Origin of the sequence: Novosphingobium rosa NBRC 15208 (assembly GCF_001598555.1) — a bacterium.
Lineage (GTDB): Bacteria > Pseudomonadota > Alphaproteobacteria > Sphingomonadales > Sphingomonadaceae > Novosphingobium > Novosphingobium rosa.
Genome location: NZ_BCZE01000093.1, coordinates 1 through 25,219 on the forward strand (window position 1 = coordinate 1; position 25,219 = coordinate 25,219).

Here is a 25,219-nt window from a genome sequence, read left to right on the forward strand (position 1 = left end):
TCCCAATATGTGATTTGGGCGCACAATATCTCCTATGCTGCGTGCAATGAATCATATTTTTATATTTAATTTATAAAAATTTCGGCGGAATTAATAGTTAATGTTTTATTTTTATTAGAGAAATAATAACTGTGACCAGTTGATCAGACTGTGACTGCTCAAGATTATGCTGTTCGATGCAGGAAGGCGCACGGTCCTTGAAGATTTTCGATGAGCTTCGATAAATGCTTGTGTCTGCGGCCCTTCAGGGGCGCTCAAAGTCTGATGGTCGATAATAACGACCACCGTCGGTTCCGTCATGGGGGCTGGAGCCGATTAGCCTCACTTTAGCGTCGCACATCACCTTGTGTTGACGATGAAGCTGAGGTGCGTGAGCTGCCCGCTCTCTCCGGGCAGGCGCTGCGTCGGCGGGCCTTTTGGGTTAGCCCCGTCGACGCCTTTTTTGGGCTTGGTTCCGTACAGAGGATTTTGCGTCGCGGGTAGGAAACGCACGAACGCGAGTGCTAAGATCAGGACTTCTGTGGTTGCCGCCCGTGATGCAAGAAGTTTCTGACCATGTGGGAGGGTGATCGAGAGCGGTCTTCTGTAAGGCCTTTGGTTGTGGCCCTTCAGAAGCCGCTGGCCGGTATGGTGATCCGCGGATCAGATCCAAATCTCATTGGCGAGCTGTAGCGCTCTGAGTCCTGAACTGGTTTTTCTGATCCAGATCTGTTCGATCAATCTGCCCATTCGGGTCGTCGCCTTCTCACACCCCCTTTATCCGGCCTCAGGTAGAATTGCTCGCATAATCTCTATGCCGCTCCCGCCTGTGCCGAACCTTGATAATCCTGATGTTTCGTGAGCATCGCCCAGATTGTCCGGGCCATTTTGTTGGCCAAGGCTATCGCTACAAGCATGCGGGGCTTTCGCAATGTGATTTGCGCTAGCCATGAGCCCTCCGGGACGGATTTGCGTCCCATCCAGTTTAATCGCGACATTGCACCAATGATCAGCAATCGGCGAATATCTGCTTGCCCGGCCTTGGATGGTGGCCGCAAAGACCAGCAGGTAAAGCGCCGCGCCAGCAGTGCGGCGACGAAGCAAAAGCCCGCCTGCCATAGACAGGCCGAGACCTGCGAGCGCGAAATACCAGGAGCCTCCAAGCATGACGAGATAAGCTCCGCCTCCCAGCATTGTGAGGCCGATCATCAGAATGATCAGGCCCAGAATGATCGTGGCAATGGCGCCCACTCTGGCGCTTGTCGACTGGATCATCATTCACCTTTCAGAACAGATCATCTTGGCCAGACTAAGCCGTTGGGGATTGTGCTGCGGGACGCAGCATGATGGCGGTGAAGGGCATGGCCAGGATGGTGGCCACGGCGCTGGCCAGAAACACGCTGCGCAAGCCCGCGACTCCGGCAAGAGCGCCCAGCGCCGGACTGCCCAGCCCGAGCGTCACATCGAGGAAGGCGTTGTAGACGCCCATCGCCATGCCCTTGCTGTCTTCAGGCGCGCGCCGCACCGCTTCGCGGCCCAGCCCCGGAAAAACCAGGGAAAAGCCCCCACCACACAGGCAGGCGCCCAGAATGGCGATCCAGCCCTGGGGAGCAAGCGCGATCATCACCAGTCCAATGCCCTGCACCACCATGCAGCCCAGAGCCGTCCGCGCTCCGCCCAGCCTGTCGGGCAGGTCGCCCCACACAAAGCGCGCCGCGATAAGCGCGCTGGCAAAGCCGGTGAAAGCCAATGCGCCATGGGCCCATCCCGCCTGCGCGAAATAGAGCGTGAGAAAGGAGGTGATCGCGCCAAAGGTGATGCCGGCGAGGGCAAAGGCAAGCCCGGGCAGGATCACCGCGTTCAGCACAGCGCCGACCGAGCCTTGTGGTCTGGCCTTGGGCACCAGAGCGGGCTGGCGCCAGACCAGCACGGTAGCCAGCGCCGGCAGGAGCAGCGCCGAACCGGCAATGCCGCCAAACCCCATATGGCGATAGACTAGATCGCCCAGCGGCGAACCTGCCGCCATGGCCGCGAACATCGCCATGCCGACCCAGGCAATGGCTTTGCCGGCCATCTGCGCCGGCAGCAAGGCCAGCGCCCAGCTAATCCCGCCAGTGATGACGAGGCTTTCCGCGCCACCCAGCAGGATGCGGCCGACCATGATGATGCTCACGGCCACGACAGGTTGAGGCGTAAACAACAGTGAGAGCAGATAGCATCCGCAGCCGCCCATGGCCGCGACCAGACCGGCCAGCACCGCATGACGGCTGCCGCGCGTGTCGGCCAGATGCCCGGCCCACAGGCGCGAGACCAGCGCCGCCAGAAACTGCCCGCCCGAGACCAGCCCCACGACGAAAGGCCCGAAGCCCAGATCGTCATGCACATGCAGCGGCAGCACCGGCAGCGCCATGCCGACCACCAGATAGCCCACGAAGACTGCGGCCATCACGGGAAAGGCGGGCGCCAGCGGATGCCGGGCGGGCGAGGTCATCATGGGCGCAGGATCGCCTTGATCGACCGGCGCTCATCCATCGCGCGGTAAGCCTCGGCGACCTGCGCCATCGGCAGGTCGAGATCGAAGACGAGCCCCGGGTTGATCTGCTTGCCCCACACTTTTGCAATGAGATCGGGCAGGAAGCGGCGCACCGGGGCAGGGCCGCCATGCAGATGGACGTGGTAGAAGAACAGCTCCTCGCCGCGCAGCTCCACGCCATGGGGCACGCCGACGAAAGAGGTGAAGCCGCCCGGGCGCACCACCTTGAGCGCCTGATCCATCGACTGGGCCGTGCCCACGCATTCCAGCACGCTGTCGGCGCCCACGCCCTTCGTCAGCTCGCGGATGCGCGCGATGCCCTCCTCGCCGCGCTCTTCCACAATGTCGGTCGCGCCCAGTTGACGGGCGATGGCCTGGCGCGCGGGATGGCGGCTCATGGCGATGATCTGCTCGGCGCCCATGAGTTTCGCCGAGAGCACGGCGAGCAGGCCCACCGCGCCATCGCCCACCACCACGGCGGTTGTGCCGGGCTGCACATTGGCGGCATCGGCGGCGAACCAGCCCGTGCCCATCACATCGGAGACCGCCAGCAGGCTGGGGATCAAATCGGCGGACGGGATCTCGGGCGTGGCGACCAGCGTGCCATCGGCCAGCGGCACGCGCAATCTGGGCGCCTGCGCGCCGCCGACGAACTCGCGGTTCTGGCACGAGCTCTGGTAACCGTGCTGGCAATGCGGGCAGGTGTTGTCCGAGGCGAAGAAGGAACCGATCACGAATTGGCCGGGGCGAATGGTCGTCACTGCGCTGCCGACCTCCTCGACGATGCCGCAATATTCGTGGCCCATCGGCATCGGTGCATCGAGCGCCTGAATGCCGCGATAGGGCCACAGGTCCGAGCCGCAGACGCAGGCCGCCGCCACGCGGATCACCGCATCGGTGGGGTGGAGGATCGTGGGCTCGGGCACATCCTCGAAGCGGATGTCGTTCGGGCCGTAAAGCATGGTTCCCAGCATGGAAGGGCTCCTGTCTGATATGCGTTTGAAAAGGTTTGGACGAACCGGCTAAAGCCCCAGCGGGCGCAGTTCGCGAATAAGGTCGATCAGCAGACGCAGCGGCACCGGGACCTGACGCCGGCTCGGGTAATAGATGTGCATGCCTGCCCCCATCGAGGCCCAGTCTTCCAGCACCAGCTTAAGCTCACCGCGTGCGACATTCTCGGCAATGCCGGGCTGCGCGGCATAGATCAGCGCGGCGCTGTGGCGCGCCATGGCCAGCGCCGCTTCGCCATCGTCGCAGGTGATCGTGCCCGCCACGGCCAGCTCGACAGTTTCGGCACCACGGTCGAATTCCCAGCGGTAGATGCGCTCGTCGCCCAGCTTGATCTGCACGCAGCGATGCTGGAGCAGATCCTCGGGATGCTGCGGCGTGCCGAAGCGTTCGAGATAGGCGGGCGAGGCGGCCACCACCCAGCGAATGTCGGCCGACAGGCGCTGGGCGATCATGTCTTCGGGCACGGTGCCGCCATAGCGGATGCCGGCATCAAACCCGCCATCGACCACATCGACCATGCTGTTGGTGACGGTGAGATCGATCTCGACATCGGGGTAACGGTCGAGGAACACCGGCATCACCGGCGCCAGCAGATGGGTCGCGGCCTGATCGAGCACATTGAGCCGGATGCGCCCCGCCGGGGAGGCGCGGAACCGGTTGAGCACATCGATCGCATTGTCGATCCGCTGGAAGGGATCGGCGATGGCGGCCAGCAGTTCCTCCCCCGCCACCGTCAGCGTCACGCTGCGGTTGGTACGGTTGAGCAGGCGCACCTCCAACCGCTCTTCGAGCGCGCGCATCGCATGGCTGAGCGCCGAGGTGGTGATGCCCAGTTCCAGCCCAGCGCGACGGAAGTTGCGATGCCGCTCGATGGCCAGAAAATAGCCGAGATTGGCAATGTCGGAGCGGTTGAACCTCATGGCACCAACCCTGGCCGACGCGCGGTGAGGAGCTGCTGCTTGGTCACTTCACCGCGGGGCCTTTGGCGTAATCGGCGTCAGCGACCTTTTCCAGCCACTCGACGTTCTTGCCGTCCACCGCTTCCTGCACCGACAGCTGCACCAGACCGGTGGTTGCCGAGGCGCCATGCCAGTGCTTGACGCCGGGCGGGCACCAGACGACATCGCCGGGATGGATCTCGACGATGGGATGGCCTTCTTCCTGCGTCCAACCCACGCCCGACAGCACGATCAGATATTGCCCGCGCGGATGGGTGTGCCAGGCGCTGTGCGCGCCGGGCTGAAAGGTGACGGTGCCCGCCGAGACGGTGCTGGGATCATGCGGCTCGAAGACCGGCAGCACGCTGGCCGAGCCGGTGAAGCGCGAGGGCAGGCCTGCCACCGCCGTCCTCGATCCGGCGCGATAGACCTCCACATGGGCAGGCTGCGCGCTTTGGGCGATGGCAGGGGTGGCCAGCGTGACGGCGGCAAGCGCGATCAGGGCTTTCATTGCGCGTGCCTCTTGGCGAACACGTCCTTGGCTACAGGCAGCGCCGACATGGCATTGGGCCAGCCAGCATAGAAGGCCAGATGAGTGATCACCTCTGCGGCCTGAGTTTCAGTCAGGCCGTTGTCCATCGCGCGATTGAGGTGGTAGGGGATCTGCGCGGTCTGTCCGGCGGCGATCAGCGCGGCCATGGTGATCAGGCTGCGGTCGCGCGGGGCCAGATCGGGGCGCAGCCACAGGTCCTTGAAGAGATAGTCGGTGGTGTAATCCACCAGCCCGGGCGCCGTGGCGGCGAAATTGTCACCCACCAGCTTGGCGCGGGCGGCCTCGGCCTTCTCGTCGATCGGTAGCAATTGCGGATTGATCGCGGGGAGTTGATCCGCCTTGATGTGGTGGCGGGCGAAAACATCGCTGACCGAAGGGATGGCCGCCATGGCGTTGGGCCAGCCGACATAATAGGCCAGATGAGTGATCGTCTCCGAGATCTCGGCGGGTTTGACGCCGTTTTCCAGCGCCTTCTCGGTGTAATGACCCAAGGCGGAGGTCTGCCCCCGCGCGATCAGCGCCGCGAGTGTGACGAGGCAGCGGTCACGCGTGCTCAGGCCGGGGCGCTTCCAGACCGCCCCTTCAAGGCGATCCTGCGTGTAGTGCTCAAGCGTGGGGGCCACCGAGCGGATTTGCTCGGCGGTAACGGGACGCGATGCGTCGAGCGGGGATGCCGATTGGGCATGGACAGTGGTCATACCGGAAACTCCAGCGATAAAGGAGATGAGGGTGAGACGGGCCAGAGCCCCCGCGCGACGCATCACGCGGCTCAATGCGCGGTGAAGCCGCCGTCGACCGGCAGCGCGACGCCGACAATGAAGCTGGCGCCCGGGCTGCACAGCCAAAGGACCGAGGCGGCGATTTCCTCGGCGAGACCAAGGCGACCGATGGGTTGAAGCTTGAGGAACTCGTCCATCGCCTCGCGCTGGGTTTCCAGCATCTCGGCCACCATCGGCGTGTTGATGACGCCCGGGCACACCGCATTGATCCGCACGCCGCGCGGGGCATATTCCAGCGCCGCGCTCTTGGTCATGCCGATGACGCCATGCTTGCTGGCATGATAGGCGGCGCGGCTCGGCAGGCCGACGAGGCCGCCCAGCGACGAGCAATTGACAATGGCGCCGCTGCCCTGCTCGCGCATGACTTTCAGCTCATGCTTCATGCAGGTCCAGATGCCGCGCATGTTGACGCCATTGACCAGGTCGAAGTTCTCGGCGGTCTCGTCGGCGGCATCGGTGGGGGGCACCTGGATACCGGCATTGTTGAACGCCATATCGAGGCGTCCGAAGGCAGCCACGGTCTGCTCGACGGCGGCGGCGGCCTGCGCCTCATCCGAGACATCGCAGCCGATGCCGAGCGCCCGGTGACCGGCGGCAAACAGCTTTTCAGCCTCGATCTGAGCGGCGTGAGCGTTCACATCGACCAGCGCCACGGCGGCACCGGCTTGCGCGAAGGCCTTGGCGGTGGCCAGACCCATGCCCGAGGCGCCGCCGGTAACAAACGCCACTTGCCCTGCGAAATCATACGATACGCTCATGCCGACAGCTCCGAGAGGTAGTCCTCATCGCTGACCTTCTCCATCCACACGACATTGACGCCATCGAGGGCTTCCTGAACGGCGATATGGGTCATGGCGGTGGTCGCGGTGGCGCCATGCCAGTGCTTGTGGCCGGGCGGGCACCAGATCACGTCGCCCGCGCGGATCTCGACCTTCTTGCCGTCTTCGCACTGGGTCCAGCCGCAGCCGGCCGTGACGATCAGCGTCTGGCCCAGCGGATGGGTATGCCACGCGCTGCGGGCGCCTGGCTCGAAGGTGACGGCGGCGCAGGATACACGGGCGGGAGCGGGGGGAACGTTGAGCGGATCGATCCGCACGGTGCCCGTGAACCAGTCGTCGGGCCCGCGCATCGAAGGCTGGCTGCCTGCTCTTTTCAGTTCCATAAGTGCCTCACTATGGCCCGATGTCGGGCCTTGAAGGTCAGAGGCAAGGTCAAACGCAAATGCCTGCTGACGGGGGGATGAGGCTATGTACGCCTGAATGATGATGAGGGAGGCATGAGAAACTCCCAATGGTGCGTTGCACGTAATTCAACATGGAAATCGAAGGTCATCGTTTCGTAACGTTTCACCGTGCCACAACTATGTTGAGGATTGTTCATTGAGGCGATGAGCCGGAACATGATGTTGTGCCATCCGTATCGCCCTTATCGTTTGAACTTGCGATCTTTTCGGGCCTTTTCCCACATTGGGGATCAAGCAGCCGCCTTTTCCGTCAATCAGCCAGTCTGGACATCATCATGGACTACATCAATCTTGGCCGGTCGGGCCTCAGGGTCTCTCGCCTGTGTCTGGGCTGCATGAGCTATGGTGAGCCGGAGCGCGGCTTGCAGCCCTGGTCGCTGGGTGAAGCGGAAAGCCGCCCATTCTTTCGGCAGGCGCTGGAGGCCGGGATCAATTTCTTCGACACCGCCAATGTCTATTCGGGCGGCAGTTCCGAAGAGATCGTGGGCCGGGCCTTGCGCGACATGGCCCGGCGTGACGAGATCGTGATCGCCACCAAGGCCTTCTTCCCTTGGGAAAACGCCCCGAATGCGGGTTTCCTGTCACGCAAGGCCCTGATGCAGGCGATCGATGACAGTCTGACGCGCCTCGGGCTCGATTATGTCGATCTCTATCAGATCCATCGCTTCGATCATGGCACGCCCGTCGAGGAAACGATGGAGGCGCTCCATGACATCGTAAAGGCGGGCAAGGCACGCTACATCGGCGCGTCCTCCATGGAGGCATGGCGTTTTGCCAAGATGCAGCATGTGGCCGAGCGTCATGGTTGGACCCGTTTCGTGTCGATGCAGCCGCAATACAATCTGCTTTACCGCGAGGAAGAGCGCGAGATGTTGCCGCAGTGTCTCGATCAGGGCGTGGGGGTGATACCATGGAGCCCGATGGCGCGCGGACGCCTGACACGCGACTGGAAGGCTGGCGAAACCACGCGTTCGCAAAATGACGCTTTCGCCCAGCAGATGTATCATGACACCGAGCAGCAGGACCATGCCGTGGTCGATGCCGTGAGCCGCATTGCTCATGAGCGTGGCATTGCGCGATCCCAGGTCGCGCTGGCCTGGTTGCTGACCAAGCTGGCAATCACGGCGCCCATCGTCGGCGCCACCAAGACCCATCATCTGGCCGATGCCATCGGCGCGCTGGACGTGACCTTGAGCGCTGACGAGATCGCGACGCTGGAGGCGCCGTATGTCCCGCATCCGGTAAATGGCATCGTGCCCCCGCTGAGCAAGGAGCCGCCCAAGCTGACGCTGTCGTTCGAGAAGAACGACTGATGCCGCATGTCGTCATCAAAACGGTTTTCGGTCACAGCGACGCTGAGAAACAGGATCTGACCGACAAAGTGACGGCCGCCGTCATGGCAGCTTTCGACCACGAGATGGCGGCGGTGTCCGTCGCCATCGAGGAGGTTCATCCTGACGACTGGATGGACAAGGTCTATGAACCCGAGATCATGGCCAAGCAGGCAAGCCTCTCCAGGCGGCCTGGTTATGGTCCGCTCGCCTGACGGAAAGTGCGCCTATAGACCGAGCGGACGCATTTCCCTGACCAGATCAATCAGCAGGCGCAGCCCGGCGGGCAACTGCCGCCTGCCCGAATAATAGAGATGATAGCCCGGACCGCTCGTTGCCCACTCCTCGAGCACCAGCCTGGCCTCGCCGCTGGCCAGTAAGGCGGCCATCACGGGTTCTGCGGCATACATCAGGCCCCCGCCACGGCGCAGCATCTCCAATCCGATGCCGGTTTCATTGAAGGTGACCGTGCCGGGGACGCCAATGTCGAATTCCACGCCGTCACGCATGAATTCCCAGCGATAGACCCGGTCATCCCCCAGGCGGATGCGCAGGCAGCGATGGTGTTGCAGATCCTCGGGCACGCGCGGTGTGCCGAAACGCTCCAGATAGTCTGGTGACCCGGCCACCACCCAGCGGACATCCGCCGACAGGCGCGTTGCGATCATGTCCTCGGGCACGGTGCCGCCATAACGGATGCCGGCGTCATAGCCGTCGCCGGTCATGTCGACCATGCGGTTGGTGGCTGTGACCTCGATCTCGATCTCGGGATAGCGGTCGATGAAGGTGGGCAGGACCGGGCCGAGCAGCAGCACGGCGGCATCGCTCACGACATTGAGCCGGATGCGCCCGCTCGGCGCATCGCGATAGCGGTTGAGCCCCTCGACGGCCTCGCCGATCTGCTCCAGTGGCCCGGAGATGGCCTTTTGCAGGTCTTCGCCTGCGGCCGTCAGGGTGACGCTGCGGTTGGTCCGGTTGAGCAGGCGGACCCCCAGACGCGATTCCAGCCCTTTGAGCGCATGACTAAGTGCCGAGGCTGTGACCCCGAGCTCCAGTCCCGCGCGGCGAAAGCTGCGATGGCGAGCGATGGCCAGAAAATAGGTGAAATCGGCAAGGTCGGCGCGATGGACATGCATGACGCCGACCTTGGGGCAAAGCGGGCGATTTGGCAAGGAAACCGCAAGCTATGATGAGCGTTGCTCATCGCTTCATGGAACTGTCAGGGCCTAACCGAGACCATCCGTCATCCTTATCATGGCGCCATGGGTTTTCGGGCAAGGCAACTCGGCGTGATGCGGCCACCCATCCGCGCCTCTGTCATGACGGCTGGTCCCGAATGACGCTGGCGCGCGTTGACCTTGAAACTGAACCGACCGGGAGAATGACCATGCAGACACGCATATTGGGAAGGAACGGACTGGCCGTTTCAGCGCTTGGGCTGGGCTGCATGGGCATGAGTTGGTCTTACGGGCCGCCCAAGGACAAGGAGGAGATGATCGTGCTGCTGCGCGCGGCGGTCGAGCGCGGCGTGACCTTCTTCGATACGGCGGAGGTCTATGGTCCCTACGACAATGAGCGCTTGCTGGGCGAAGCGCTGGCGCCGTTCAGGGGTGAGGTGGTGATCGCCACCAAATTCGGTTGGGCGCCCGCACCTGGCGATGGAGCGCGGTGGAACGCGCTGAACAGTCGCCCCGAGCATATCAAGCAGGTCGTGGAAGGATCGCTTGCCCGCCTCAAGGTCGATGCGCTCGATCTATATTATCAGCATCGTGTCGATCCGCAGGTGCCGATCGAGGATGTCGCTGGCGCGGTGAAGGATCTGGTCACAGCGGGCAAGGTCAAGCATTTCGGCCTGTCCGAAGCCAGTGCCGACACCGTGCGGCGGGCTCACGCCGTTCATCCGGTTGCCGCGTTGCAAAGCGAATATTCCCTGTGGTGGCGCGAACCCGAGGCCGAGATCCTTCCGGCGCTGGAGGAACTTGGCATTGGTTTTGTGCCCTTCAGCCCGCTGGGCAAAGGCTTTCTGACCGGCAAGATCGACGCGGCCACAACCTTCGGGTCCGACGATTTCCGCAGCACGGTGCCGCGCTTCAATGCCGAACATCGCGACGCCAATCTGGCGTTGGTCCAGGTCGTCACGCGCTTTGCCGCGCAGCATGATGCCACACCGGGCCAGATCGCGCTGGCCTGGTTGCTGGCCAAGCGCCCCTGGATCGTGCCGATTCCGGGCACGACCAAGCTGCAGCGTTTGGAGGAGAACATCGGCGGCGCGAGGATCGATCTGGGTGAAGAGGCCATAGCCGAGCTTGAAGCCGCCTCCTCACAAGTCAGGGTCGAGGGCGCGCGCTACCCGTCATTCCATGAAAAACTGGTGGCACGCTGAGATGGAGAGAGGGGCCGTGAGACATGGGATACGGCATATTGCGGTCGCTGTGCTGGCTTTGGCCGTCGGTGCAACCGCTTCTGCCGCCCCGGAACACCAGGCACCTGCCGCCAACCCGCTGGTCGGATCGTGGCATATCGCCTGGATGGAGAACCAGGACGCCCAAGGCAAGATCGTCAGGAGGACGGACCGCCAAGGGCAACTGATTTACACCCCGGGCGGCCATATGTCGGTGCAGGTGATGTATCCGGAGGGGGAGGCGCAGGAGCGCGAGGGACCGGTGCAATATGCGCAGGGCGGGTATGAAGCTTCCTGGGGGCGTTATGATCTCGATTTGAAGCGCCACACTGTCACGCACCACGTTGAAGGAGCGATGGTCCATGCGCTGGTGGGGCGCGATCTCCCGCGTTTCTACAGTTTTGCCGATGGCCGATTGACCCTGCGCTCAACCAACCCTGACGAGCACTGGGCTGTGACCTGGCAGAAGGACTAGATGCCGATGGCGGTCGGTGGTGTCGACCGCCAAATCTTTGTGAATTTTACAAAGCGTAGGCTTCTGGCGCTTCACACCCGGGCCAGATTGCATCGAGTCAGCGCATCGTTCGATAGCGATAGGTCGACGGCATTGAGATTTTCTTTGAGCTTCTAGAAAGTGCAAGGGCCAATAATTGGCGCAGTCACCGCTTGCTGTTGCAGCAACCAACCCTTGAATGAAGGTCAGCTTTTAACGGTTTCAATTTCTGCGTCGGACGTCCGCTTTGTCCGCGGTTGCTGTCGATGGCCGAGGCATAGCTTTATTCAGCCTCATCCGGTGGGAGATGAATCGTTGCCCCCGCCTGACGAAGCTGCATGAGCACGCCCTCCTGCCGCAAAAGGCTGGATATATCGATCATGGCAAAGGTTCGGGTTTGCTTGCGCTCGAGAGCTTTGAGCAACAGGTTCGTGCAACTCGCGACCGCTGACCGGCGGCGTTGCTCGTCTCTTTTTATATCGGCAGCGCACAATTGGCAGGGGCAAGATAGTGCTCCCGAAGGCCCCCGACGTTGCCCGTTGCCCAATCTGCCGCCTGCAGATTCGCCATGTTCCGCTCATTCTCGATGCTGGTCATGATCCGGTCGAGGCAACGGAACTGGCTGGTCATAAGCATGCCAGGAAATTCGTCGATCTTGGGCAGCAGGGAAATCTGGCGGATGTATTGAACCGGGATGTGGTTCTTACGTGCGTAAGCCGCGAGCGATCGTCCCAAGACGGCGTTGGCATCACAGGATGTTTCAGCTCTGGAATGCCGGATGAACGAACGCACGTTTTTGACGGTCAGGAAAGGGGCCCAGGACAGGACGACGGCTTAGTCAGCGAAAGGGTTGGGAGTAATGGTCTGCAGGTTGACCAGTGGGTGCTCGCCTCCTGAAGTTCGTTACGCCATTTTGGCCGCATACATGTTGTCCTTGTATCAAAGGGTTTTCAAGCAGGCGCCATTTCGTGCTTCGCTCTAAATCGCCTCTTCTCTGTCGAGGCAGGCCGCTTCGTAGCGGTTCCGCCCCTTGTGCTTGGCGGCATAGAGCAACTGATCCACGGCAGAGAGGAAATTCTGCGAAGACCCATTGCTGACTTGCGTTAGCGTGCCCACGCCAAGGCTGGCCGAGACGATGGCGCTTATTGCCGACTTCTCGTGTGGTATGGCCAAATCGGCAATCGCCTGCAGACACATCTGCGCGATGTGCTCAGCACCCTCCATGGTGGTTTGCGGCAAAAGCAGCGCAAATTCCTCGCCGCCCAGGCGTGCGGCCAGATCCTGCGGACGGCGCGCCTGCTTTTGCAGGGCATCGGCAATCGCCACCAGACAGGCGTCGCCAACCGTATGGCCATAAAAATCATTGTATTGCTTGAAAAAGTCAACATCGAGCACGATCAGCGACAGCGCATCGCCATCGCGTCGCATCCTGTCCCAGGCCTCACTCAGCCGGGCATCGAACAGGCGGCGGTTGGCAATGGAGGTCAGGCTGTCGGTGAAAGAAAGCGCCTCCAGTTCCTTCTGCAACTGCTGCACTTTTTCTTCGCTGCGCTTGCGCTCGCTGATGTCGAACATAAAGCCGACCAGACTGTCCACGCTGCCGTCCGCGTTGCGCACCACATGGACGACATCGCGAATCCACACATGGTCGCCTGCGGCGGTCAGGGCGCGGTAATCGGCTTCATGATCGATGCCCGCCTGTGACTGCGAGACGCAGAAGTTGACCACCCTTTCGCGATCCTCCTCATGGATGCGCGTGGCCCAGTCCTGAACGGTGATCCAGCTGTCCTGCGCCCAGCCCAGCAACTGCTCGATCTGGGGGCCGATATAGGTGAATTGCATCGTCGCCCAGTCGATCTTCCAGGGAATGGCCTGCGTGGATTCGAGCAGCGTCTGATAGACAGCGCCATCGCCCGCATCGGCCATGCCAATCGCGGGTGTGCTGAAGGCGTTGTCGTGAACCAGCATGTTCATTGTACGTCCCTTAAGGCTTTGTATGAGTGGTGCCGGTTGCATCCCAATACCAGTAGGAGTAGGTATTTTCAGTCTGCAGCAGCGTTTCGGTCAAAATGGAATTCTGTTGAATATTGCCCCAGCAGGCGAGCGCCGAATTGCGGTTGTTGTGCAGATCCACACATTCCGCGCCCAGCAGGGCGGGCATCGGCGGAATATAGAGCGCATGGCCTTGCGGCACCCACAGATCGGCCACGCGGATTTTCTTCCTGCTGGGCCACAGGCGCCCCACCGAAATGACCAGCGGCAGATTGATATCGGTGGAGGCGAAGATATGGGGAAAATCGTGATGCTCCAGATCGGTGCACACGACGCTGAGCAACTGATTGCCGGTGTTCTGATAGGGCGACCAGTGGCCGGCAAAGGCGCCATACTGATAGACCACATGGCACAGGCCCGAAACCGGGCTGCTGAGCGGAACGACTTGCCCCGGTTCGACCAGTGTGATGCCGAAAGCGGCGGCGGCTTCACGCGTTGCCCACATGGGGTCAAAGGCGATGGTATCACCCAGAATGTCGAGCTGGGTGGTCAGGCCATATTGGCTGTCGCTGGTGTTGATGACGCCCGGAACGTCATACTCGCGGCCCAGCGCCAGTTGCGGGTCGACCGGTGCCGGGGTGAGGGGGGTGATGCCGGGTGGCGGCGCGGCAAGATAGCGGGCAATGCCGCCGTCATTGTAGAAATAAGGCGTTTCAGTCACCGAAATGCTTTTGGACACCAGTTCGTTTTCCAGCACTGGCGTTTCGAATTGCAGTCCGCCCATCCCGTATGTGCCCGTTAAAAGATCAACGGAAACAATTTCTTCCTTTCTGGTTGAGATATGGTTAACGCAAGATTGATTGTTCTTTATTCATTAGTGCTTAGGCACATTCTCCGCCTTCCTGCAGACGAGTCCTGGAGAGTATGAGCGCAGCGGGAGTGGTGGGCCGAACCCTTATCATATCGCAAGGCGACACCGAATAAGCGGCTGATCTGAAGCGCCCCCGATTTGTCAAAGACGGCGATCTTAGAGTGCTAGATGAACGAGGGGCGGCTTTCGACGGATCGGGAAGAGCCCCTGAATGACGGCTTCGTCAGCCCTGCTGTCCGGTGGGGCGAGGCGTCCGGCACTCTAGCAGCTGTCGATGTGTGGTGGATTCCCTTTATTGGCAAAAGGGATGATCATAAATATTTGATTTAAAAATAAAATTTATAATTCTTGGAGTGAGTGAAGGGAATCAGGCTGGACGGTACATTCCTGCGAACCACCGCGTAGGTCTAAAAAATCTTTATACCATAAGCATTTGTATCGTGAAGTAGCCATTTCTCGACAAGGTTGATTCCAGGTTCTCGCATGTAATTTACCGAACATTCCATTCATCCGCCTCGTATCCTGAATGGAAGCCAGATTTTGGTGAGCCGAACCGGGGCCGGAATGGCGGCTTCCGGTCCAAAAATTGGGAAAGCCGCCGTTTGCAGGGGCAGCGTGGGTGGGATCGCATCACGCATCGTTTTCGTAATGTTTCCTGCTTCATTGAAATGTATGAATTTTTTATGTTCTGATCATTTTGTGCGCATTGCATGGGTAGGTTCGATCACCTACCGGCCACATCGCTGAGGTCGACGGCAGGTGATCGTGGATAGAAACTATGCGCTTGATTACGCCAGAGCGATCATGCTCTGCGTGGGTATTCCGTATCATGTTGCCTGTGCCTATTACATTGGCGGGGGCTGGGTGGTGGATTCCGGCCAGCCGAGCCTGTTGGCGACCCTGATCACCAGTTCGATGCATGCCTTCCGAATGCATGGCTTCTTCATCCTGTCGGGATTTCTCGCGTCCATGGTGCTGGCAAGGCGTGGCGTGACGATCTGGATCATGGATCGGGCGCGGCGTCTGCTGATGCCCGCGATCCTGGCCACGCTGGTGCTTGGCCCCATCTGCATTTACACGCAGGCCTATGCGCATATCCCCGACGCCGGGCGATCCATGCAACGGGTGTCGGGCGCATTCTTCATCGGATGGGATTTCCACACCTGGTTTCTCTACACCCTCTTTGGCTATTGCCTGATGCTGGCCGCGATCCGGCATGTTGCGTTCAGGGCGATCGATCAAGGTCTGGCCCGTCTGGCCGAATGGCGCGCATGGCCCCCGGGATGGGTTGCGATGCTGGCGATCATGGTGTTCCTGACCGTCTGGACGATGGCGCCGCCGGCATGGCAGGATCTGGCGGGCAGGAACGCTTTTGCGGACTATATCTATGAATGGCTGCTCTATCTACCGCTGTTCCTGACCGGTGTGCTGGCCCAGCGGTCGAAGGCCATCGCCAAGCTGGTGTTCCAGCCATCCATGGCCGGGATCAGGGTCGGCGTCGCGTGCATCGCGGCCTATGTCGCTTGTGACCTGTTCCAGAAAAGCGGATGCGCGGCGGGCGGGCGATGCACGGCGCCGTTCCTGTTCGTGGAAGATGCCGTGCGTGCAATGTCGGGCCTGTTCGGCGCGTGTGCCTTCTTTGGCGTTATTCACCGGCTCAGCCCAAAGCCCCACGCGGCGGTGTCCTATCTGGTCTCGGGTTCGCTGGTCATGTATCTGTTCCACCTGCCCGCCGTGATGATCGCGGTCTACCTGTTCCGCTTCGTGGACCTGCCCCCGATTGTCGAGATGGCGATCATCAACGTCATTGTCATGGCCTTCGTCGTGTTGGTGTTCGAGGTGGTGCGCCGCAACCGCTGGCTGTGCCTGGTGTTCAACGGTGGCCAGGTTCGCCCCGAGGTCAATCTGCGCTGGATTTGGCGCAGCAATGGATCGCCGTTGCAGGCATGACGATGGGGGATATTCGCGCCCCTGTCTCAATGCCTGGCTGGAATGGAGGCGGCGCTTTTCAGGGTTGTCTGCGGCACGTTGAACGCCTGGGTCAGGGTCAGCGTGCCACGCCAGGAACGGATCGCGGCGGAATTGCCTTGCGCGCCGGCCGGAGCCAGTCTGGCGATCGGTCCGAGCGGCCCGGTTGGTCCCGTGAAGCAACCCATGCCCAGACTTTCGCCGGCAACCGCGTCGCGGAAACGCGCAACCACATAGGACGCCCCGCCGACCGCCACCACAGCATTGAGATTGACCGTTGTGTAACGCACCGGGTTTGCCGGTTCTGGCTCGCGAGGGATGAATGGGGGGGCAGTTGTCGAAGAATGTGCCGGGGACGTTGAATGACCGCTTTTTCAGCGATCGGAACCGATTAGGGCTGCAATGCGGCTTTTGCACTCCGGGCAATCACCAAATGGTCGGTATCCTGTGGTTCTACGGCTTTTGGCTCATGAGGTTGAAGCAGCCCTTTGTTACGCAACACGGCCAGGCCGTATACTGTCGACCAATAGCCCACCACTCTTGAGATCCGGTCGTTGAGCATGTTGGCCGGGAGAGCTTCGGTGACGGCATCGAGAAGCGCCTGGGAGCCTTGGCGCTGATAGACCAGCAATTCGGGAGCGAGCGCTGGCGTTGTGAGCTCGCTTTCGTACATGAGTTCCATGAGTCTGGGCTGGTGCTGTGCAAAGTCGAGATAAGCCCGGCCCAGAGCAACAAGGCGATCGAACGGCGGCAGTTTCAGAATGTCAGGCGTCTGTGTCGGCCTGATCAGATCTTCGAAGCCTTCGATGGCGATGGCCAGCAGCAGGGCCCGGCGGTCCGAGAAATGATGATAAGGCGCACCGCTGGTGACGCCAACCTTTTGCGCAAGACCGCGCAAGGAGAGGGTATGATAGCCCTGTTGTGCGATCATGTCCCGCGCAGTCGCGAGCAGATCTCGCCTGAGATCTTCCTTATGATAGGTCTTGGCGCCTGCCATCATCCGTCCATTTCTCTCGCTGTGCCGGGCCTTTCCTACCAGTCCGCAATTTCCGGGCAAGCCTTACGCAAAACGGGCTTGCTGCGAATCTAAACATCGCTTAAATCAATCTAAGCGATGTTTAGATAACACGCGAATGCGGAGAGGACAGCGTATGACGGTACCCAAGGGCCGTATTGCGATCGTAGGGGCGGGGCCTGCTGGCATGGCTGCCGCGCTTGCCGCCATCAGGTTGGGGTTTGATGTGACGCTTTTCGAGCGAGCAAGGGAGGTCAAGGCGGCTGGCAATATTCTTAATCTCTGGCCGCCGCCGCAGAAGGTGCTCAAGCTGATTGGCGTTGATACGCAGGATCTGGGCGCCCCATGCCACACCTATTTCGAGAACGCCAAAGGCAAGCGCCGCGCCGATGTTCAGTTGCCCGAAGAGGTTGAGGCCGAATATGGTGGTGGTTTCATCGGCCTTCTGCGCTGGGGCCTTTACCAGCGGATGATCGACGCTCTTCCGCCCGGCGTGCTCAAACTCGATCATCACGTGGTATCTGTTGATGACAAGGGCGGGAGCGTGTGCCTGACCTTTGCCAATGGCGCGGTCCATGATGCCGATGTCCTGGTCGGAGCCGATGGCATCAACTCCTTCGTCCGGAGGCATCTGTGGGGTGACGAGCCGATCCGGCATCAGCGCCTCCATCTGGTGGGGGGCTATCTGTTCCTCGACAAGGAGCCCGAGGGCGTGGGCATCATCGCCCACAACCGCACCACTCAGGTCAGCTACACGCCGATCCGGCATGAGGGCAAATGGGGCTATGAATGGTGGGTTCTGGAAGCCTGCGATCCATCGGCTGCGCCACCGTCGGACCTGATCGGCTTTTGCCGTGAGCGTGCTCGCGACTTTCCCAAGACCGTGCGGGATCTGCTGGAAGCGACTCCGCTTGAGCATATGCAGCGCTGGGAAATCCGTGATCGGCCGCCTTTGCGCGCGTGGAGCAAGGGCCGCATCGCGCTGGTGGGCGATGCCGCGCATCCAACCTCTCCCTATGCCGCCTATGGCGCGGGCATGTCGATCGAGGATGGCTATTTTCTGGCGCGCGAACTGGCTGCGGTCGATATGGCGGATACAGCTGCGGTCCAGACCGCTTTGCTGGCCTTTGAAAAACGGCGGATTCCGCACACCGTGCAGGTCACTCAGGGCGCCTATTTTACGGGCAAGATCTTCCATCACTGCCCCCGCTGGTTGCGCCCGCTGCGGGACTGGGTGTTCGATCATACACCCTTCCTGCAGAAGATGGTGGGCGGCGACATGCCCAGGCACATCCTCTCGCAACTCGCCGAGATCGAGGACGCGCCGCCCTATGTGCCGATGCACAAGCGGGTGCAGGCACAGTTATCCTGACGCGGGCAAGCCTTCGGGAGCGCGATCGCTTTGGGCATGAAGGCTCAGGTGGATCTATTCGTTTTATGATTGGATGACCATAAAATCAAAAAATTTTGATGATGGCATCCTTGTTGCCATTCTGCACTCAACAAAAAAGGGGAGATGATCATGAGGCTGAAAACAGCTCTAATTGCGTCAACCTTGCTGGCGCCGGTTGTCCTGACCGCGCCGGTTCAGGCCCAGACCGTCACGGATGCGCCGTCAGACGTGGCACGCTCCGCCAAGTCGGACGGGGCCGATCACGGAATTCAGGACATCATCGTCACCGCGCAGCGCCGTTCGGAAAATCTCCAGAAGACCGCTCTGGCGGTCAGCGCGGTGGCCGGAGATGCACTGGTCAAGCAATCGATCAGTCAGGCCACCGATCTGACGCGTCTGGTGCCTGCGTTGCAGATCGCGCCGGCGGCCTCCTATACGCAAATCTATCTGCGCGGCATCGGTACCTTCGGCGCCAATGCCTTCGCCGATCAGGGCGTCGCCTTCAATCTGGACGGCATCTATCTGTCGCGCCCTGCCGCCCCTGCCGCGCTGTTCTACGACCTTGAACGCATGGAGGTGCTCAAAGGGCCGCAGGGTACATTGTATGGGCGCAATGCCTCGGGCGGCGCGGTCAATGTCATCACGGCCAAGCCCAGGCTGGGCGAGACCTCGGGCTTTGTGAACGGGGAGTATGGCAACTATAATGCGGTGAAGGTGTCAGGTGCCGTCAACCTGCCCATCGGTGACAGATGGGCTTTGCGCGTTTCCGGCCAGCATGCCAGCCATGACGGTTACTACAGCGACGGTTACGATGATGAGAACACCCAGGCCGCGCGCGCGCAGCTCAAGTTCGATTCCCACACCGGTTTCGATGCGACGCTGATGCTCGATTATGGCCATGTCGGCGGCAAGGGATCGGGCGGCACGATCATGCCGCTGATCGGCAACGGACGCCTGGGGCCTAGCGACCCCGCCGTCGTCGCGGCCTATCTGGCCGCCAGCCCCATGGCGCCTGTGCCTCAGGTCGTCGCCCAGCCCAATGGTTTTCAAAGCAACAATGTCTACGGCGCGGCGCTGACGCTGAACCAGGAGTTGGGGTTCGCCAAATTAACGGTCATTCCCGCCTTCCGCGAGACCGATCTCAACTTTCTGTCCTATGCCTCGGGTTTCTACATCCGCGATCAGGAATACACCCATCAGAGTTCGGTGGAGGCCCGGCTGGCCAACAGTAAGGGCATGCTCAATTGGGTTGTGGGTGGCTACTTCTTCGACGAGCGTGTTCACGCCAGCCAGAACTACAATCAGGGATCGAACATTCTTCTGGTGACACCGAACCTTGCGACACAGAGCCTTGCCGCATTTGGTCAGGCGACCGTCACCGTGGCGCCCAAATTTCGCCTGACCGGAGGCTTGCGCTATACCGACGATCACAAAACGCAGAACAGCGCTGTCGTAAACTCCCCCTTCGTGGGTTTCGTCAGTCCGGCCACGGGCAATTTCACACCCATCTTTAATCCCGTCACGTCGCAAGCGATCAGCGATGTGCATTTCCGCAAGGCGACATGGAAGGCTGGCGCGGAATTTGATGCCGGTCCGCGCAGCCTGCTGTATGCCTCGGTGGCGACCGGCTTCAAATCGGGCGCGCTTTACGCGGCGCAAACGAACAACAGCTCGCAGCCCGAAAACCTGACCGCCTACACGCTGGGGTCGAAGAACCGGTTCCTCGACAACCGGCTGCAACTCAACGTCGAAGCCTTCCTGTGGGATTACAAGAACCAGCAGATTTCCCACCTCGGCCCGGTCCAGATCGCCACCAGCCCGGCTGGCGCCATCTATGCCCCGGTGTTCCTCACGGAAAACGCGGGCTCTGCGCGTCTGCATGGTGTCGAGGCTGAGCTGGTCTTCAAGCCTGACGCGGCCAATCTCTTCACCGCCGATGTCCAGTGGCTTCATGCCCGTTATCGCACCTTCCGCTACAATGCCTATTCGGCCACCGGCGGCGCGCCTGCCGTGGGCTGCGCGGTCGCCCCGACGAGCCTCATCGGAGCGAGCAGCGGCGCGGCCATCTACAGCATCGACTGCTCGGGCAAGCCCTTGGCCAACGCGCCGGACTGGACGTTCAACATGGGCTATGAACATCATGTCACGCTCGGGGGCGGCAGCCATCTGACCTTCGCGGCGAACAGCCGTATCCAGACGGGCAGCTATGTCTCGATCGACTATCTTTCGGCCGGCTATCAGGGCACCTACACCACCTCCGACGCGCGGATCGAATTCGAGCCGGCCGGCGGCAAACTGACGCTAGCAGCCTTCGTGAACAATCTGGAAAACAACACGATCTTTGCGGCGGCCTTCCAAAGCCCGGTCAAGAATGGCGTGCTCTATAACCAGTTGCGCCCGCCGCGTACCTATGGCCTGCGCGCCTCCTACCGTTTTTGACATGCTCGCGCGGGCAGGGGACAAAACCTGTCCGCGCAATCGGTACGTGCCCGGCAGGCAATCCCGGCCGCTGGCTCAAGGCTTGTCGGGCAAAGCGGCGCTCGCTGTTAGCATGCCTGTCATGGGGGTGTCGCGCCCGATAAAGAGTTCCGCGATCAGGGTCCTGAGCCAGGTCGCCGCCGGATCCCGATGATGGCTGCGATGCCAGAATTGCTTCAACTCGATCAGCCTTGTGTCGAAGGGCGGGGCGATGAGGCGCAAGTGCGCCATGGAGGCAAACAACTCACCAACCGCATAGGGCACCGTCGAGATCAGATCCGATCCGGCGACGAGCAGCGGCACACTCATGAAATGGGGCGATTCAAGCACGACCCTGCGTGACAGGCCCAGATGTCTCAAGCGCGCTTCGAACAGCTCCTGGCTTCGACCTTTCTGCGCAACGACGATATGGCCCAGTGACAGAAAAGTCTCGAGATCGAGCACATCCCGGATTTTGGGATGCTCGGCGCGGGCGATGCAGACGAAGGGATGATCGAAGAGCTTTTGCGTCATGAAGGCGCTGCCCTGGAGATCGGGAAAGTAGCCCAGTGCCAGATCGACCGTCCCATCCGCCATCGCGCGTTCAAGTTCGGCGGGAGGCAGCGAGTGGCATCGCAAGGTGACGCCCGGCGCGCGGCGTTCAAGCTCGGAAATCAGCCGGGGCAGGAACACCAGCTCGCCAATGTCCGATGTGCTGATCGCAAAGCGGTGTTCGGAGCGTGCCGGATCGAAGCCGGGCTGGGCAAGCAGTTCCTTGTCGACAGTGTTCAGGATGCGGCGGACCGGCTCGCGCATGCGCTCGGCCATGGCGGTGGGCGCCATGGCATTGCCTTGGCGAACCAGCAGGTCATCGGCGAAGAAGGTGCGCAGCTTGTTCAAGGCAAAGCTGACATTGGGCTGGCTCATGCCCAGGCGGCGTGCTGTCGCGTTGACGCCCCTTTCCTCAAGAAGGCTGTCGAGCACGACGAGCAGGTTAAGGTCGAGTCTGCGGTAATCCATCCCACTAATATAGCTTATCCGGATAAGCAGTTACACCAATGAGTGAGAGGGGCGCTAATCTCGGCTGCATCGAATGAGAGGATGACCGATGAGTCTGCGCGATCGAACCCTGCCGCCCTTTGTCCACAATGCCTGGTATGTTGCGGGTTGGGCGGATGAGCTGAAATCAGGCGAGCGTTTGGGGCGCACCTTCCTTGGTCAGCCCGTCGCCCTGTTTCGCACCGCTTCCGGCCAGGTGGGGGCTCTGGAAGATCGCTGCGTTCATCGCGCCATGCCGTTGAGCGCTGGTGTTGTGGATGGTGAAGCCCTGCGCTGCCTTTATCATGGGCTGGAATTTGGCACGCATGGCCGATGCACGCATATTCCGGTGCAGGACAAGATCCCTGCCACCGCCAAGGTGCGCAGTTTTCCGCTGGTCGAGCGCGATGCGATGCTGTGGATCTGGATGGGCGACGCCGAAAGGGCCGATGAGAAGGCGATCCCCGACTATGCCTTCCATCGCGATCCCGTCTGGGCGTGGCGCAGCGCTCATTTCCATGTGAAGGGCAACTGGCAGTTGCTGATCGACAATTTGATGGACCTCTCCCATCTCCCCTATATTCATCCCCATACGATCGGGGGTAATCCGGAACTGCATTTCAAAACCAGGACTGTGGCGACCCGGCAGCCCAATGGGGTGCGCGTCGAGCGAGGCATGCCCGCTTCTGCGCCGCCTCCGACCTACGTTGCCGCAAAAGGCTTCAAGGGGCTTGTCGACCGCTGGCAGGAGATCGAGTTCGAGCCGATTTTGATCCGTATCCATACCGGTGCCTGCGACGAAGGCACTGGAGCCTATGACGGCAAGCGGGAGCACGGGTTTTCGATGCGTGGTTTCCACGGCATCACACCGGAGACGGAAAGCACCACGCACTATTTCTGGTCGATGGCAACAAACGTGACCACTGGTGACATACCCGATCTTGTTTTCGAGCAGACGGCCCGAACCTTTGAGGAAGATCAGATCGTCCTCGAGCTGCAACAGCGTCGGATCGAGCAGAGCCCGGAGCGGCCGATCATGGACATTGCAAGCGATGTGGGAGGGCGATTTACGCGCCAGTTCATTCGGAACCTGCTGCGCAACGATGGGGCCAATGGGCAGGTCAATCTGGTGTCAAGCGAAGGCGAGGGACAATTCGAGGTGGTGCAGGCCGGTTCTGCGGAAAATTGAAATCTGAAAGGTCAGCAATTTTGCGCGGCAGTGTCGCGCTGAATGGAGGGCAGATTTCGAACCCTCCATTCAGCGCCGTGAAGGTCTGCTCTTCAGCGGTGCAGGCCCTGTGGGCGACGCCGACGCATAGGCCCAGCGTATGGCTAGGTGAAAAATCGCGATTTTACTGCATTCGTCCAGCTCGGTAATGATCCCGTCACAAGACAGGGGCGGGAGATGGAGTGATGACGGTGGCGATGAACCGCAGGCTGTTCCTGACAGCGGCGAGCACGCTGCTGACTGGACTGGCGATCAACGGAAGGGCCTTGGCTACACAGCCCCTGCTGGCGCGGGTCATTCTCGACAATGACTTCGCAGGCGATCCGGACGGACTGTTCCAACTGGCCCATCACGTGCTGTCGCGCTCCGTCACCATTCCGCTGATCATTGGCTCGCATTTGCCCGCTTCTTTTTCCAGCGGCCATGACGCTCGCGATTCAGCCAATCGCGCCCGCGAACTGTTGCAGGTCATGAAACTGGACGACCGCCATCACCTGGTTGCCGGGAGCGAGGCACCGGTCCCTTCGCGCGCGGCGTGGAAGCCAGGCGATGCCAGCAGGGCGATCGTGCGTGAGGCGATGCGCGATGATGCCAGGGAGCCGCTCATCTATGCAGCCGGGGCGGGGCTGACCGATCTGGCGCTGGCCTGGCTGAGCGAACCGCGGATCGGCAAGCGCATCAAGCTGATCTGGATTGGCGGCAACACGCCAAAAGGTTTCGGCAATCCCGGTTCGAAGGCTGACGAGCCCGAGTTCAACTTTTCGATCGATCCCCTGGCCGCGCAGATCATCTTCAATGAGTCGGATATCGAGATCTGGCAGGTGCCGTCCAATGCCTACAGCCAGATGCTCTATTCCATGGCCGAGATGGAAGAACTGGCGGCGGCCGGCCCGCTGGGCGCATACCTCAAAAGCAGGGTTGAAGCGATGGCCGAGATGATCGCCCATATTCCCGGATTGCGCCAACCGCCGCTTTCGGACGCTTATGTGCTGGGTGACAGCCCGTTGGTGACCTTGACGACCTTGCTGCCCCCGATGCAGCCCGATACAACGTCGTGCCGCCATGTTCTGATGCCCACGCCAAGATTGCTTGACGATGGCAGCTATGCCGCCCGGGCGGGAGCGCGGCCCATGCGCGTCTATACCCAGATCGACGCGGCCCTGACTTTTAGCGACATGCGAGCGCGCTTCCATTTGCATGAGACTGGCAAGCTCTAGTTTAAAATTGCGATTTCTACTGCCGCCAAAGCATGAATGGCCAACACGAGGTTGTCTATCGCCAGCAAATGATCTCTCGCGCCTCGGCGCTCAACATGGATGAGGAAACGCGGCTCAAGGCGGCATCCATTGTCCGCAGCCTGATCGATCGGGTGATTGTGTCGCCGTGCAAGAACCTCAAGGGCGTTCACATCGAGATTACCGGAAAGCTGGCCAGCATAATCGCATTGGCAACGGGCAGAGACCCGGAGGATGACCCCAGCGGCGGAAAAGGGAGCTGCGGGGAAGGCGGCGGAGGAGAGGGCGGAAGCGGAACTGGGCCGCTATGTACTGTGCAGCTGGAGCGGGTGAAGGGAATCAGGCTGAACAGTACATTCCTGCGAATCACCGCACAGATCTAAAAAACCATTATATTAGAATTGTTTGTGTCGTGAAGCAGCCATTTATCGACAAGGTCGATTCCAGGTTCTCGCATGTGATTTACCGAGCATTCCATTCATGCGCCTCGTATCCTGAATGGAAGCCAGATTTTGGTGAGCCGAACCGGGGCCGCAAATGGTGTCTTTGTCGTGGAGACCGGAACGGCGGCTTCCAATTCGAAGGTCGGGAAAGCCGCCGTTTGTCGTCGCCAGAATGCCCTCCGCCGATCGGCTGTTGGAAGTGCGAACTTTTGCTACTGATCGGCCCTCCAAGGCGAGCGATCCGCCCAGCCCTTGATCGCAGCCGTGGCCCATGCCGGTGTCTTGTCCTTGTGGCAGGCATTGCAGGCATTCGGGATG

Annotated in this window: 24 protein-coding genes and 1 pseudogene; 10 read left to right on the plus strand and 15 right to left on the minus strand. The window is 61.0% G+C overall.

Going from position 1 to position 25,219, the window contains the following annotated elements; all coding sequences use genetic code 11:
* Positions 1–791: 791 nt before the first annotated feature.
* From SR3_RS32535 to SR3_RS26380, 8 genes and pseudogenes are all read right to left on the minus strand, one after another.
* Positions 792–1,025 (minus strand): annotated as a pseudogene (locus SR3_RS32535) (IS110 family transposase); the annotation flags it as partial.
* A gap of 263 nt (positions 1,026–1,288) precedes the next feature.
* The gene (locus tag SR3_RS26350) at positions 1,289–2,473 is read right to left on the minus strand and encodes an arabinose transporter (RefSeq protein ID WP_068093006.1); all 1,185 of its coding nucleotides are present in this window, start codon (positions 2,471–2,473) and stop codon (positions 1,289–1,291) included.
* On the minus strand, positions 2,470–3,486 hold the full coding sequence (locus tag SR3_RS26355) for a zinc-dependent alcohol dehydrogenase family protein (protein WP_068093010.1): 1,017 nt from the start codon (positions 3,484–3,486) through the stop codon (positions 2,470–2,472). The genes SR3_RS26350 and SR3_RS26355 overlap by 4 nt, the downstream gene beginning before the upstream one ends.
* A gap of 48 nt (positions 3,487–3,534) precedes the next feature.
* Positions 3,535–4,443, minus strand: coding sequence for a LysR family transcriptional regulator (locus tag SR3_RS26360; protein WP_068093015.1), 909 nt, complete (start codon positions 4,441–4,443; stop codon positions 3,535–3,537).
* A gap of 43 nt (positions 4,444–4,486) precedes the next feature.
* Complete coding sequence (locus tag SR3_RS26365; RefSeq protein WP_084455943.1) at positions 4,487–4,972, minus strand: (R)-mandelonitrile lyase; 486 nt, start codon at positions 4,970–4,972, stop codon at positions 4,487–4,489.
* On the minus strand, positions 4,969–5,712 hold the full coding sequence (locus SR3_RS26370; RefSeq protein WP_068093019.1) for a carboxymuconolactone decarboxylase family protein: 744 nt from the start codon (positions 5,710–5,712) through the stop codon (positions 4,969–4,971). Before SR3_RS26370 ends, SR3_RS26365 begins: the two co-directional genes overlap by 4 nt.
* A gap of 71 nt (positions 5,713–5,783) precedes the next feature.
* Positions 5,784–6,551, minus strand: a complete 768-nt coding sequence (locus SR3_RS26375; protein WP_068093020.1) for a glucose 1-dehydrogenase — start codon at positions 6,549–6,551, stop codon at positions 5,784–5,786.
* Positions 6,548–6,955, minus strand: a complete 408-nt coding sequence (locus SR3_RS26380) for a (R)-mandelonitrile lyase (protein ID WP_068093024.1) — start codon at positions 6,953–6,955, stop codon at positions 6,548–6,550. The genes SR3_RS26375 and SR3_RS26380 overlap by 4 nt, the downstream gene beginning before the upstream one ends.
* A gap of 356 nt (positions 6,956–7,311) precedes the next feature.
* Here SR3_RS26380 and SR3_RS26385 point away from each other — a divergent pair, with 356 nt between their 5' ends.
* Both SR3_RS26385 and SR3_RS26390 read left to right on the plus strand, forming a co-directional pair.
* Positions 7,312–8,349 (plus strand): aldo/keto reductase, encoded by a 1,038-nt coding sequence (locus tag SR3_RS26385; RefSeq protein ID WP_068093025.1) that lies wholly within the window; start codon positions 7,312–7,314, stop codon positions 8,347–8,349.
* Positions 8,349–8,582, plus strand: a complete 234-nt coding sequence (locus SR3_RS26390; protein ID WP_068093028.1) for a tautomerase family protein — start codon at positions 8,349–8,351, stop codon at positions 8,580–8,582. The genes SR3_RS26385 and SR3_RS26390 overlap by 1 nt, the downstream gene beginning before the upstream one ends.
* Before the next feature lie 12 nt (positions 8,583–8,594).
* Here the strand turns inward: SR3_RS26390 and SR3_RS26395 are convergent, their stop codons facing one another.
* Positions 8,595–9,503, minus strand: coding sequence for a LysR family transcriptional regulator (locus SR3_RS26395; RefSeq protein WP_068093030.1), 909 nt, complete (start codon positions 9,501–9,503; stop codon positions 8,595–8,597).
* A gap of 251 nt (positions 9,504–9,754) precedes the next feature.
* On the opposite strand from SR3_RS26395, the gene SR3_RS26400 reads away from it, so the two are divergent.
* Entirely contained in the window at positions 9,755–10,750 is a 996-nt protein-coding gene (locus SR3_RS26400; protein ID WP_068093070.1) for an aldo/keto reductase, read from the plus strand.
* 49 nt (positions 10,751–10,799) lie between these two features.
* A complete protein-coding gene (locus SR3_RS26405; protein WP_169805714.1) occupies positions 10,800–11,243 on the plus strand; it encodes a lipocalin-like domain-containing protein in 444 nt (147 codons plus the stop codon).
* Positions 11,244–11,735: 492 nt separating this feature from the next.
* Here the strand turns inward: SR3_RS26405 and SR3_RS26410 are convergent, their stop codons facing one another.
* The 3 genes from SR3_RS26410 to SR3_RS26420 form a co-directional block, all read right to left on the minus strand.
* Positions 11,736–12,053, minus strand: coding sequence for a TraB/GumN family protein (locus tag SR3_RS26410; RefSeq protein ID WP_157099127.1), 318 nt, complete (start codon positions 12,051–12,053; stop codon positions 11,736–11,738).
* Positions 12,054–12,239: 186 nt separating this feature from the next.
* Positions 12,240–13,235 (minus strand): sensor domain-containing diguanylate cyclase, encoded by a 996-nt coding sequence (locus SR3_RS26415; RefSeq protein WP_218018890.1) that lies wholly within the window; start codon positions 13,233–13,235, stop codon positions 12,240–12,242.
* Between the two features lie 10 nt (positions 13,236–13,245).
* Positions 13,246–14,037 (minus strand): hypothetical protein, encoded by a 792-nt coding sequence (locus SR3_RS26420; RefSeq protein ID WP_068093041.1) that lies wholly within the window; start codon positions 14,035–14,037, stop codon positions 13,246–13,248.
* A gap of 852 nt (positions 14,038–14,889) precedes the next feature.
* Here SR3_RS26420 and SR3_RS26425 point away from each other — a divergent pair.
* Entirely contained in the window at positions 14,890–16,074 is a 1,185-nt protein-coding gene (locus SR3_RS26425) for an acyltransferase family protein (protein ID WP_157099128.1), read from the plus strand.
* A 26-nt stretch (positions 16,075–16,100) separates the two neighbouring features.
* Here the strand turns inward: SR3_RS26425 and SR3_RS26430 are convergent, their stop codons facing one another.
* Together SR3_RS26430 and SR3_RS26435 are read right to left on the minus strand one after the other, a co-directional pair.
* A complete protein-coding gene (locus SR3_RS26430; RefSeq protein ID WP_068093047.1) occupies positions 16,101–16,382 on the minus strand; it encodes a hypothetical protein in 282 nt (93 codons plus the stop codon).
* Positions 16,383–16,483: 101 nt separating this feature from the next.
* Positions 16,484–17,092, minus strand: a complete 609-nt coding sequence (locus SR3_RS26435; protein WP_245654113.1) for a TetR/AcrR family transcriptional regulator — start codon at positions 17,090–17,092, stop codon at positions 16,484–16,486.
* On the opposite strand from SR3_RS26435, the gene SR3_RS32695 reads away from it, so the two are divergent.
* Complete coding sequence (locus tag SR3_RS32695) at positions 17,076–18,479, plus strand: FAD-dependent oxidoreductase (protein ID WP_281198745.1); 1,404 nt, start codon at positions 17,076–17,078, stop codon at positions 18,477–18,479. The genes SR3_RS26435 and SR3_RS32695 overlap by 17 nt on opposite strands.
* A 150-nt stretch (positions 18,480–18,629) precedes the next feature.
* The gene (locus SR3_RS26445; protein ID WP_084455946.1) at positions 18,630–20,939 is read left to right on the plus strand and encodes a TonB-dependent receptor; all 2,310 of its coding nucleotides are present in this window, start codon (positions 18,630–18,632) and stop codon (positions 20,937–20,939) included.
* Positions 20,940–21,014: 75 nt separating this feature from the next.
* Here SR3_RS26445 and SR3_RS26450 read toward each other — a convergent pair whose 3' ends face one another.
* Entirely contained in the window at positions 21,015–21,977 is a 963-nt protein-coding gene (locus SR3_RS26450; protein WP_068093057.1) for a LysR family transcriptional regulator, read from the minus strand.
* Positions 21,978–22,065: 88 nt separating this feature from the next.
* On the opposite strand from SR3_RS26450, the gene SR3_RS26455 reads away from it, so the two are divergent.
* The 3 genes from SR3_RS26455 (at position 22,066) to SR3_RS26465 (ending at position 24,841) form a co-directional block, all read left to right on the plus strand.
* The gene (locus SR3_RS26455; protein WP_084455945.1) at positions 22,066–23,184 is read left to right on the plus strand and encodes an aromatic ring-hydroxylating dioxygenase subunit alpha; all 1,119 of its coding nucleotides are present in this window, start codon (positions 22,066–22,068) and stop codon (positions 23,182–23,184) included.
* Positions 23,185–23,408: 224 nt separating this feature from the next.
* Positions 23,409–24,440, plus strand: a complete 1,032-nt coding sequence (locus tag SR3_RS26460) for a nucleoside hydrolase (protein WP_068093060.1) — start codon at positions 23,409–23,411, stop codon at positions 24,438–24,440.
* Positions 24,441–24,472: 32 nt separating this feature from the next.
* The gene (locus SR3_RS26465; RefSeq protein WP_157099129.1) at positions 24,473–24,841 is read left to right on the plus strand and encodes a hypothetical protein; all 369 of its coding nucleotides are present in this window, start codon (positions 24,473–24,475) and stop codon (positions 24,839–24,841) included.
* Positions 24,842–25,219 lie beyond the last annotated feature (378 nt).

Excerpts from the sequence above, each read along its gene's own strand:
- SR3_RS26350 (WP_068093006.1), bottom strand. The coding sequence starts at position 2,473 with ATGATGACCTCGCCCGCCCGGCATCCGCTGGCGCCCGCCTTTCCCGTG.
- SR3_RS26355 (WP_068093010.1), bottom strand. The coding sequence starts at position 3,486 with ATGCTGGGAACCATGCTTTACGGCCCGAACGACATCCGCTTCGAGGAT.
- SR3_RS26360 (WP_068093015.1), bottom strand. The coding sequence starts at position 4,443 with ATGAGGTTCAACCGCTCCGACATTGCCAATCTCGGCTATTTTCTGGCC.
- SR3_RS26365 (WP_084455943.1), bottom strand. The coding sequence starts at position 4,972 with ATGAAAGCCCTGATCGCGCTTGCCGCCGTCACGCTGGCCACCCCTGCC.
- SR3_RS26370 (WP_068093019.1), bottom strand. The coding sequence starts at position 5,712 with ATGACCACTGTCCATGCCCAATCGGCATCCCCGCTCGACGCATCGCGT.
- SR3_RS26375 (WP_068093020.1), bottom strand. The coding sequence starts at position 6,551 with ATGAGCGTATCGTATGATTTCGCAGGGCAAGTGGCGTTTGTTACCGGC.
- SR3_RS26380 (WP_068093024.1), bottom strand. The coding sequence starts at position 6,955 with ATGGAACTGAAAAGAGCAGGCAGCCAGCCTTCGATGCGCGGGCCCGAC.
- SR3_RS26385 (WP_068093025.1), top strand. The coding sequence starts at position 7,312 with ATGGACTACATCAATCTTGGCCGGTCGGGCCTCAGGGTCTCTCGCCTG.
- SR3_RS26390 (WP_068093028.1), top strand. The coding sequence starts at position 8,349 with ATGCCGCATGTCGTCATCAAAACGGTTTTCGGTCACAGCGACGCTGAG.
- SR3_RS26395 (WP_068093030.1), bottom strand. The coding sequence starts at position 9,503 with ATGCATGTCCATCGCGCCGACCTTGCCGATTTCACCTATTTTCTGGCC.
- SR3_RS26400 (WP_068093070.1), top strand. The coding sequence starts at position 9,755 with ATGCAGACACGCATATTGGGAAGGAACGGACTGGCCGTTTCAGCGCTT.
- SR3_RS26415 (WP_218018890.1), bottom strand. The coding sequence starts at position 13,235 with ATGAACATGCTGGTTCACGACAACGCCTTCAGCACACCCGCGATTGGC.
- SR3_RS26420 (WP_068093041.1), bottom strand. The coding sequence starts at position 14,037 with ATGGGCGGACTGCAATTCGAAACGCCAGTGCTGGAAAACGAACTGGTG.
- SR3_RS26435 (WP_245654113.1), bottom strand. The coding sequence starts at position 17,092 with ATGATGGCAGGCGCCAAGACCTATCATAAGGAAGATCTCAGGCGAGAT.
- SR3_RS26445 (WP_084455946.1), top strand. The coding sequence starts at position 18,630 with ATGAGGCTGAAAACAGCTCTAATTGCGTCAACCTTGCTGGCGCCGGTT.
- SR3_RS26450 (WP_068093057.1), bottom strand. The coding sequence starts at position 21,977 with ATGGATTACCGCAGACTCGACCTTAACCTGCTCGTCGTGCTCGACAGC.
- SR3_RS26455 (WP_084455945.1), top strand. The coding sequence starts at position 22,066 with ATGAGTCTGCGCGATCGAACCCTGCCGCCCTTTGTCCACAATGCCTGG.
- SR3_RS26460 (WP_068093060.1), top strand. The coding sequence starts at position 23,409 with ATGACGGTGGCGATGAACCGCAGGCTGTTCCTGACAGCGGCGAGCACG.
- SR3_RS26465 (WP_157099129.1), top strand. The coding sequence starts at position 24,473 with ATGAATGGCCAACACGAGGTTGTCTATCGCCAGCAAATGATCTCTCGC.